Annotated in this window: 6 protein-coding genes and 1 tRNA gene; 3 read left to right on the forward strand and 4 right to left on the reverse strand. The window is 44.7% G+C overall.

The window, feature by feature from the left end; all coding sequences use genetic code 11:
- Positions 1-66 precede the first annotated feature (66 nt).
- Together D1164_RS15225 and D1164_RS15235 are read right to left on the reverse strand one after the other, a co-directional pair.
- Positions 67-1,194, reverse strand: coding sequence for a helix-turn-helix domain-containing protein (locus D1164_RS15225; protein WP_119350862.1), 1,128 nt, complete (start codon positions 1,192-1,194; stop codon positions 67-69).
- 724 nt (positions 1,195-1,918) lie between these two features.
- Positions 1,919-1,990 (reverse strand) — tRNA-Arg (locus D1164_RS15235).
- A 205-nt stretch (positions 1,991-2,195) separates the two neighbouring features.
- Between D1164_RS15235 and D1164_RS15240 the strand changes: the two genes are divergently transcribed.
- The 3 genes from D1164_RS15240 to D1164_RS15250 are packed head-to-tail and all read left to right on the forward strand — an operon-like array spanning position 2,196 to position 3,600.
- The gene (locus tag D1164_RS15240; RefSeq protein WP_119350864.1) at positions 2,196-2,978 is read left to right on the forward strand and encodes an HD domain-containing protein; all 783 of its coding nucleotides are present in this window, start codon (positions 2,196-2,198) and stop codon (positions 2,976-2,978) included.
- Entirely contained in the window at positions 2,978-3,388 is a 411-nt protein-coding gene (locus D1164_RS15245; RefSeq protein ID WP_119350865.1) for a secondary thiamine-phosphate synthase enzyme YjbQ, read from the forward strand. The genes D1164_RS15240 and D1164_RS15245 overlap by 1 nt, the downstream gene beginning before the upstream one ends.
- On the forward strand, positions 3,388-3,600 hold the full coding sequence (locus D1164_RS15250) for a (2Fe-2S)-binding protein (protein ID WP_119350866.1): 213 nt from the start codon (positions 3,388-3,390) through the stop codon (positions 3,598-3,600). Before D1164_RS15245 ends, D1164_RS15250 begins: the two co-directional genes overlap by 1 nt.
- Positions 3,601-3,624: 24 nt before the next feature.
- On the opposite strand, the gene D1164_RS15255 is transcribed toward D1164_RS15250, so the two are convergent.
- Both D1164_RS15255 and D1164_RS15260 read right to left on the reverse strand, forming a co-directional pair.
- Positions 3,625-4,566: a PorP/SprF family type IX secretion system membrane protein gene (locus tag D1164_RS15255; RefSeq protein WP_172594485.1), complete on the reverse strand. Its 942-nt coding sequence runs from the start codon at positions 4,564-4,566 to the stop codon at positions 3,625-3,627.
- 32 nt (positions 4,567-4,598) lie between these two features.
- On the reverse strand, positions 4,599-9,853 hold a 5,255-nt coding region (locus D1164_RS15260), incomplete at its 5' end, for an Ig-like domain-containing protein (RefSeq protein WP_119350868.1).

The raw sequence follows: 9,853 nt of genomic DNA on the forward strand, positions 1-9,853 counted from the left end.
AAAGTTCTGCAGACAGCTTTGATTCCGGATTTAGCGTTGCAAGAAAGCCCGGAAGCCCTTACACCGCTACTTTGCCGAGCTCCGTTTTTTTGAAAGTTCTCGCTTTCTCCAAACCTGGGCCGAGCTTCCCGTTATTTTTACAAACTGCTTGTTAAAGTTACTGCTGTCGGAATAACCGGCCAGGCCGGCTACTTCAACCACCAGCATTTCCGGATGGTTCAGCAGTAATTTTTGGGCTTTCCTGATTTTCAGGCGGTTAATCCAGGAGCGAAACGACTGCTGTTCTACCTGGTTGATGTATGCAGAAAGATACGTTCGGTTGGTGTTTAGTTCGGTGGACAGGTCTTCAATGGTAAGTCCCTGTTGTACGAACCGTTCCTGAAGAACCCAACGGGTTAGTGCTTCTCCTATCATTTCAGCTTGTTTCTTTTTGTCGTTGCTGTTTTCCGGTGAAATTTCGTTTGGCTTTTCGGTAGTGGCCAGCGGTTCAATAATTTTATAACGGTAAGAATAGTTGATAAAACCTATCCCGAAATACGAATAAAGCAGAACGAAACTTAAAAAGAAGACGGAATAAAAAAAATCGTTTTCCGGAAGTATAAGCAACAGCAGCAACATTAACCCTACGGTAAACATACCAAAGAAGGAGTAGTAGATCCAGCGCAGGCGCAGGGATTCTTCCCCGGAATAATAGTTGTCTGCCCTATTGAAACATGCACGGTATTCTTTTAGAAATAAAATGAGGTAACGAATGAGTAGCGACACGTAATATCCCAAAAATAAGTAGAAACTTATTTGGAAGGCAGCCGTATTGGCAGCCCAAATATGGCTTGCCAGCAAGGCAACAACGAAGGCTGAAATGGGGGCAATCTCCCAAAGTATTTTTTTTCGGCTCACAAAATGGGTATTGATGAGGGAAATAAAAGTGTAGGTAAAAAACACTGCCTGCAAAGAACCCACAATCAGTTTGATTGATTTTGAAAGCGGATAACTGATGTCGGGATTATGAAAAATAATTTCGACCAGATAAAGCAAGGATAGCCCCAGGTATGCTGATGCCGCCGTTTTACGGGCAATCCGGTACCCATTTAAAAACGTACTTTCGGGGATATACAGAAAGAGAAAACAGAGGCCTAAAACCAATGCTCCGCCGCTGGCCAGTGCTGTTACGACAAAGTATATTTTATCAATCATTTCTTCATTTTTCCGAGGCTCTGGCAAAATTAAAAATAACCAGTAAATATAAGGCAGAAGTGATGATGACTCACATAAAATTCTCCGCAGTGAAAAAAGTAACAGGTCACGTTATCCGGGTAAAACGGGTATTCCTACCCGAAAACTGAACTGGTTTTAGAGAAATTCCGGCTCACCTGAAAAACAGCCTTGAATTTTCTGCTTCGTCTTTGCGTCAGGGCAAAGATGAAGACCCCCGGTAAGGAAAATCGATCTATTCATGCAAATTAAGAGTTGAACCCACTTCGGGGTTCTTTTCATACCCGCTTCATTCCCATGGGTTTTACCCGTGGCTATTATTGTTTAATCCCTTTCGGGATAAAGAAATGTCCGAAGGACATAAATAAAAATAGCCCCGTGCGAAGCTCGGGGAAGGCAATGCGGGGTAAAGATGCAACCCCGAAGTGGGTTGAATTTTTGATGATCAGCGAATCTCAGCTTTTGATTCATATTATTCTTTAATCTTCTTATCCCACTAACATTTTTAATGTGCTCTGCCTTTAGAAATCAAATAGGAGTGTTAGAAATGTCGCTTTCTTTCTGTTTAGGGTAGCTAATATTTTTGCTTAAAAAACTAAATCCACCGGATTTTCAAGGTGAGCCAAAAATGGCAGGAATTATGGTTGAAAATAAAAAAAGCAACTCTCTTAACTGTTTGACAGACCGAAAGTTGCTTTGTTTTTTGTGATCCCACCGGGATTCGAACCCAGATCGTCAGAACCGGAATCTGATATTCTATCCATTGAACTATGGGACCATTCTGATTTTAGTGTCGCAAAAATAGTAAAAATCCTGTGTTATCCTACATGGAATTGATTTTCGTCTGTATTTGATTTTGGGAATGATAAAAAATCAGGCTTGTTTTCAGCATTCAACTTCTGTTGTTGATAAAATCCAGCTCAATATCTGCCCTATGAAAATAACAATTCCTACTTTTGCCCCTCAATTTTGATAGAAAAAGAATGGAAAATTGGGTTAAATCCTCTACTGATTTTTTTGAATCGTATGTAAACTCTTTTACAGGTTTATCTGCGGAAAAGGACAATAATTTCAAAATTAAAAAGGAGCATTCTTTACGTGTTGCTGATAACTCGAAGTTACTGTCCGGATTTTTGAACCTGAGCGAAGAAGATGAGAAAATAGCGGTGCTTGCCGCCATCTTTCATGATATCGGACGGTTCCGGCAGCTTATCGAGTATGATACATTTAATGATCTTGTTTCACTTGACCATGCCGATTTTGCACTTGATATTTTAAAAGAAGAGAAAATTCTCAGTCAGTATACCGATTCAATACAGGAACTCATTTATGTGGCCATAAAATTCCATAATAAGTTTGCTCTTCCCAAAAAGTTATCAGAACGGGAATTATTACATGCCCAATTGTTACGTGATGCTGACAAGCTTGATATTTTAAAAGTGGTAACGGATTATTATTCTGATAAAAACCAGGCTCCAAACCACACACTAACCTGGAATCTGCCGAAAGCAACACAGGCTTCGCCCGGAGTGGCTAAAGATGTGCTTGCCGGTAAGCTGGTTTCAAAAGATGAGGTAAAAAGTGAAACAGATGTAAAGATTATGCAGCTTTCATGGGTTTATGATTTGAATTTTAAACCCACTATTGAGTTAGTATTTCAGAACAGGTTTCTTGAGAAAATTTACAATACCCTTCCCAAAAATGATGCGATAATTGAGATTTACCGGAAAGTTAAGGTATATGCCGAAAACAAACTAATGGAATAATGCAACGAGTTGTTACAGTATCAACACCCCGGCATAATGTATTGGTTGATATAACGAAAGAGGTTGGGAGAGTGGTGAGTCAGGCCAATATTGACACAGGGTTGGTGAATGTTTACGTTCAGGGAGCTACCGCCGGAATTATGATTCAGGAAAACTGGGATGATTCGGTACAAAATGACGTAGTGAACCTCCTGAAAAAAATAATTCCTGAAGGAGTATGGGAACACGATGCACAAGACAATAACGGCGATTCTCATTTAAAAGCCGGCATTGTCGGACCAGGAGAAACCATTCCTATCATACAAGGCAAGATGGGATTATCGACATGGCAAAATATTTTTCTTTGTGAGTTCGATGGTCCAAGGGAGGAAAGAAACATTGTTATTACCATTGTGGAAACATCGAAATAATGGCCAGGTTAGTTTGTTTATGCAATTTTGTGGATGAGAAGGAGATCCTTTCTGTTTTGAAGAAAGGGGCCGTATCTACAAAAGAAATTCAGCAGCATACCGGCGCCGGGACTTCCTGCGGACGGTGCCTTCCCGAAATAGATGACCTTGTTTCATCGTATAAAAAGGAAAAACCCAAAGGCCCGCAAAAAAAGCTGGACTTTGGGTTTTAACCTCACGAAAAAGTAACTTGTTTGTTAAAAATATCTTGGTGAAACCACCAGTTCTTTTAATGTCCTCAACTCGTAGGAAACCATAATTTCATGACTCCCACCGTTGTAGTTTTGTAACTTCGATGTTGAAAAACCATAAGCATATCCAATACGCAAATCGTTGTCGAATATCCACTGGGCAATAAATCCAAAAGCATCGGTAGTACGGAACATCGCGCCCAACCAAAATTTCTCAGCCAATAAAAAGTTTGCTGTTAAATCAAGCTGAACGGGTGCTCCCTGTGTTGCCTTTGTCATGAAAGTCGGTTTGAATTTCAGATCCTCGCTTATATCGAAAACCATACCTCCTTCCAGAAAGTAGTGCCGGATATCGGCCTGCAGTGAAAAATTATTGGGATTATCCCCTGTGATTTCATTATGCAACATTTTCGGAACAGAAAAACCAACAAAGTATCTTGGATTTTTCAGGAAGAATCCGACACCAAAATTCGGGACAAATTTGTTTTCAAGGTCGCCCTGAAACATGGGGTCGTTAACGCCGGGAAGTAGTTCGTAGTCCAGTAAATTATTGGTATAATTGGTGAACCCCGCCTTCAGCCCCAAACGCAGATTGGTTTCTTCGCTTAAATTAAGTTTATAGGAGTAATCACCCCATATCCCAAATCTTTTTTCTTTGAAAATGTTATCACTAATCACATTCAAACCCAGAGCAACCTTGTCGTTTTTCATGGGAGCCTGCATTGAGAATGTGTAAGTTCTCGGGGCGCCTTCCCAACCTACCCATTGGTGGCGGCCCAGAACCATAAATCCTAAAGACTCCCATGTGCCAGCGTAAGCTGGATTGATCGTTTGCGTATTGAAAAAATACTGCGTATACATCGGATCCTGTTGAGCAAAGGAAGCATTGGCTGCGATTATCAGAACCAGAATCCCTAACCCTTTCTTGATATTTAATTTGAATTTCATCGTTTTCATTTTTTTCAGATTAAACATTTTTTTTATCTGTTAAGGAAAACTGAGCCGGTTATCGGATCGCTTCCATCGTTTAAGTACAATATATAGAAGTAAGTACCAGGAGGCAGCTTCTCTTTGCCGAGAGTCCATTTCTTGTTGGAGCGGCCATCCCACCACGCATCTACAGAGCCCCAATGGTCAGTATTACCATAATCTTCTTTTTCGTAGAGTAAATTACCCCAGCGGTTGTAAATTTCTATTTTGGCATTCGGATAATCTTCCAGACACACAATTTCGAAATAGTCGTTGTTGTTGTCATCGTTGGGTGAGAATCCTTCCGGGATAAAGAGCTCACACGTTTCCTGTTCTCCCGGCTCACCCGGAATTGTATCTACCGGAGCCTTTTCTACAATGATGTATGCTGTGGCCTTGTCGCAGGCTACCGGACTTCCGTCGTCGCATACCTCGTAAATGAAGAAATCGTTTCCAATGAACCCTGCAAATGGTTCGAACTCAAAAGTTCCATCAGGGAATAAAGCCATTGAACCGTTTGCCGGAGGAACAAGTAAGGTAAAGTTAACCTGGTTATCACCTTCCGGGTCGTAGTCATTCAGAGAAACATCTGCCTGCAGTAAAGAATCTTCCACAATAAACCAGGCATCGTCAACCCCAACAGTGGTATTGATTTCCTCAACATACCTGATATCAATTGTGACAGTTGCTTCATCACATAATGATGGTGTACCATCGTCGCAGATTCGGTAGACAAATGTCACAATTCCGAAAAAGTCACTTTCTGGAACGAAGGTGAATGTTCCATCTGCATTAATTTGCAGTGTGCCGGAAGACGGTGATGATACAGGTGTGGTTGTAATACTGATGTTATCTCCGTCAGGATCGTAGTCGTTTGCAAGAAGATTTCCTGTAACCGGTGTATTGACCTTTCCTTTGTAGTTGTCTTCAATAGCAACTGGCGGACGATTTTCATCTTCTTCTTTTTCGGGAACAACCGAAATAGTAACCAATGCTACATCGCACAATCCATATGGGTCGCAAACTTCGTATTCGAAGTGATCCTTTCCAATGAAATCAGAATTTGGCGTGTATGTATATGAACCATCGGCATTCAGACTTAACGAACCATTTGTCGGATTTGACAGTGGGGTAGTGTTTACGATAAGCTGGTCGCCATCCGGGTCATAGTCATTGGTTGTTACCCACCCGTTTGTTGGGTAGTTGACAAGTGTTTCATTGATGTCATCTGTTGCAATAGGTGGCTTGTTAACCGATACAATGGTAATTGTTACCAATGCTTCGTCGCACAGTCCCTCTGCATTACAAACTGAATAGGTAAACTCATCGGTACCGGTATGTCCCATGGCCGGGGTGTATGTTACCAGTCCCGTTTCATTGTTGACGGTAACTGTCCCGTTAGCAGGTGCACTTGTTATTGTTACAGAAGCAGGATCAAGGCTGTTATTGCAATCCACATCATTTGCGAGGATATCAATATCCACAACAGTATCTTCCGGGGTGGAAGCCTGATCATCTACTGCATCAGGTGCTGCAACAACGGTAACTGTCATTGAACAACTCGCTGTATTTCCAGAGCCGTCTGTAATAGTCCATGTAACAACAGTGGTACCAGCCGGGTAAATTCCGCTTGCATCAGTGCCGTCATTGAAGTCGTTGGAATAGGTGAAATTACAGTTGTCACCCATTGTTGGTGGTTCAGGAACCAGAACACTGGCTTCACATTCTCCGGCTTCAGTTGTAACTTCTATATCAGCAGGACATGAAATGAACGGAATTTCATCGTCAGTTACTGTTACATCGAACGAACAGCTGGATGAATTTCCTGAGTCATCTGTTGCTGTTACTGTAACTGTAGTTGTTCCGACAGGGAATAAAGTTCCCGGTTCGTGACTGTATGATATGGACGGGGTCGTAGTACAATTATCGGTTACTGTTGCTTCAAATTGTACAATAGCCCCACATTCCGTTTCGTCTGCCGATACTGTAATGTTTTCCGGGCAGGTAACTACCGGAGATTCATCATCCGTAACAGTAATGTCGAAAGTGCAGGAAGATGAATTTCCTGAAGCGTCGCTGGCAGTAGCAGTGACTGTAGTTGTTCCCACCGGGAATTCACTTCCGGGCTCATGACTATATGCGACTGTAACATCGCAATTGTCAGTTGCTTCTACTTCAAAATTCACCACTGCACTGCATGCATCTTCAGCAACCGGTACAGTAATGTCTTCCGGACAGAAAATATGAGGTGAAATATTATCGATTACAGTAATTACTGTCTGACATTCAGCTACATTACCACACAGGTCTGTTGCTGTTACAGTCAAAGGAACTTGCTGACCTGCATCATTGCAGGAGAAGGAGCGGGGAGAGATCTCTATTTCAATGTCTTCTGTATTGCTACAGTTGTCTGTAACAGAGCCAATCAAAGTATTTATTTCTGCATTTGAAAGAATATAAATACCGTTATCCCGCAGTCTTATGGTAAGACCATTACTATTGCATGCGATGACTGGAGCAGAAGTATCTCCTCCTGAATAGGTGACCTGTACCGGTTCTGCTTCATTGCCACAATCGTCTTCTATTGTATAACTGTACGTTACAGTCCAGCTGCAGTCAGAATTTTCTTCTCCGTAAACTGCTGACTTTTTAACATTTGCATTGCTGTAATTATCAGTATACTGTGCGGCAATTTCTGCTTCAGTGGGTCCTGCCGGAATGTTTGCAAGACAAAGGTCCATACCTGTTTCTCCTTGTGGAATAGTACCGGTAAGAACAGGTGGCTCGGTGTCAAGGACTGTAATTTCGGCAGAGCATGACGTTTCACATCCTTCCGCATCGGTAACTGTTACAGTATATGTGCCTGAAACAAGTTCTGAAATGGTTTTGGTATCTGCAGTGAATCCGTTTGGTCCGCTCCAATTGTATGAATAGTCTCCCCATCCACCTATTGGATTAACAGTAGCCTCACCGTCTGAATCACCAATACATGTAACCGGAGTCTCTTCTGTTGTGCAAGAGAGTTCTGTTTCGGGTTCGGTAACAGTCACCTGGCATGAGGTTTCACACCCTTCGGCATCTGTTACGGTCACCGAGTATGTACCGGCAGCCAGTCCGGTAGCGGTAGCTGATGTCTGTCCGTCGCTCCAGAGGTAGGAGTATCCACCCCATCCGCCAGTTGGAGTAACAGAGGCTTCTCCGTCTGTTCCGCCTACGCAGGTAACCACGTTGTCAAGACTGGTTTCGCATGAGAGTTCTGTTTCGGGTTCGGTAACAGTCACCTGGCATGAAGTTTCACACCCTTCGGCATCTGTTACAGTAACTGAGTATGTACCAGCAGCCAGTCCGGTAGCGGTAGCTGATGTCTGCCCGTCGCTCCAGAGGTAGGAGTATCCACCCCATCCTCCAGTTGGAGTAACAGTGGCTTCACCGTCTGTTCCGCCAACGCAGGTTACTACGTTGTCAAGACTGGTTTCGCAGGATAATTCCGTTTCCGGTTCGGTAACAGTCACCTGGCATGAAGTTTCACACCCTTCGGCATCTGTTACAGTAACTGAGTATGTACCAGCAGCCAGTCCGGTAGCGGTAGCTGATGTCTGCCCGTCGCTCCAGAGGTAGGAGTATCCACCCCATCCGCCTGTCGGGGTAACAGTGGCTTCGCCGTCTGTTCCACCTACGCAGGTCACCACGTTGTCCAGACTGGTTTCGCAAGAGAGTTCTGTTTCGGGTTCGGTAACAGTCACCTGGCATGATGTTTCACACCCTTCGGCATCTGTTACAGTAACTGAGTATGTACCTGCCGCCAGTCCGGTAGCGGTAGCTGATGTCTGCCCGTCACTCCAGAGGTAGGAGTATCCACCCCATCCTCCAGTTGGAGTAACAGTGGCTTCACCGTCTGTTCCGCCTACGCAGGTAACCACGTTGTCAAGACTGGTTTCACAGGATAATTCTGTTTCGGGTTCGGTAACAGTCACCTGGCATGAAGTTTCACACCCTTCAGCATCTGTTACGGTCACCGAGTATGTACCAGCAGCCAGTCCGGTAGCGGTAGCTGATGTCTGCCCGTCGCTCCAGAGGTAGGAGTATCCACCCCATCCTCCAGTTGGAGTAACAGTGGCTTCACCGTCTGTTCCGCCAACGCAGGTTACTACGTTGTCAAGACTGGTTTCGCAGGATAATTCCGTTTCCGGTTCGGTAACAGTCACCTGGCATGAAGTTTCACACCCTTCGGCATCTGTTACAGTAACTGAGTATGTACCTGCCGCCAGTCCGGTAGCGGTAGCTGATGTCTGCCCGTCGCTCCAGAGGTAGGAGTATCCACCCCATCCGCCTGTTGGAGTAACAGTGGCTTCACCGTCTGTTCCGCCTACGCAGGTCACCACGTTGTCAAGACTGGTTTCGCATGATAATTCTGTTTCGGGTTCGGTAACAGTCACCTGGCATGAAGTTTCACACCCTTCAGCATCTGTTACGGTCACCGAGTATGTACCGGCAGCCAGTCCGGTAGCGGTAGCTGATGTCTGTCCGTCGCTCCAGAGGTAGGAGTATCCACCCCATCCTCCAGTTGGAGTAACAGTGGCTTCACCGTCTGTTCCGCCTACGCAGGTAACCACGTTGTCAAGACTGGTTTCACAGGATAATTCTGTTTCGGGTTCGGTAACAGTCACCTGGCATGAAGTTTCACACCCTTCAGCATCTGTTACGGTCACCGAGTATGTACCTGCCGCCAGTCCGGTAGCGGTAGCTGATGTCTGCCCGTCGCTCCAGAGGTAGGAGTATCCACCCCATCCGCCTGTCGGGGTAACAGTGGCTTCACCGTCTGTTCCGCCTACGCAGGTTACTACGTTGTCAAGACTGGTTTCACATGATAATTCTGTTTCGGGTTCGGTAACAGTCACCTGGCATGAAGTTTCACACCCTTCAGCATCTGTTACGGTCACCGAGTATGTACCGGCAGCCAGTCCGGTAGCGGTAGCTGATGTCTGTCCGTCGCTCCAGAGGTAGGAGTATCCACCCCATCCTCCGGTTGGAGTAACAGAGGCTTCTCCGTCTGTTCCGCCTACGCAGGTTACTACGTTGTCCAGACTGGTTTCACAAGATAATTCTGTTTCGGGTTCGGTAACAGTCACCTGGCATGAAGTTTCACACCCTTCGGCATCTGTTACAGTAACTGAGTATGTACCAGCAGCCAGTCCGGTAGCGGTAGCTGATGTCTGTCCGTCGCTCCAGAGGTAGGAGTATCCACCCCATCCTCCGGTTGGAGTAA

Origin of the sequence: Mariniphaga sediminis, from assembly GCF_003573545.1 — a bacterium.
Taxonomy (GTDB): Bacteria; Bacteroidota; Bacteroidia; order Bacteroidales; family Prolixibacteraceae; genus Mariniphaga; species Mariniphaga sediminis.

Bases quoted from the DNA above. Each gene is read 5' to 3' on its own strand.
- D1164_RS15225 (WP_119350862.1), bottom strand. From the start codon at position 1,194: ATGATTGATAAAATATACTTTGTCGTAACAGCACTGGCCAGCGGCGGA.
- D1164_RS15240 (WP_119350864.1), top strand. From the start codon at position 2,196: ATGGAAAATTGGGTTAAATCCTCTACTGATTTTTTTGAATCGTATGTA.
- D1164_RS15250 (WP_119350866.1), top strand. From the start codon at position 3,388: ATGGCCAGGTTAGTTTGTTTATGCAATTTTGTGGATGAGAAGGAGATC.
- D1164_RS15245 (WP_119350865.1), top strand. From the start codon at position 2,978: ATGCAACGAGTTGTTACAGTATCAACACCCCGGCATAATGTATTGGTT.
- D1164_RS15255 (WP_172594485.1), bottom strand. From the start codon at position 4,566: ATGAAATTCAAATTAAATATCAAGAAAGGGTTAGGGATTCTGGTTCTG.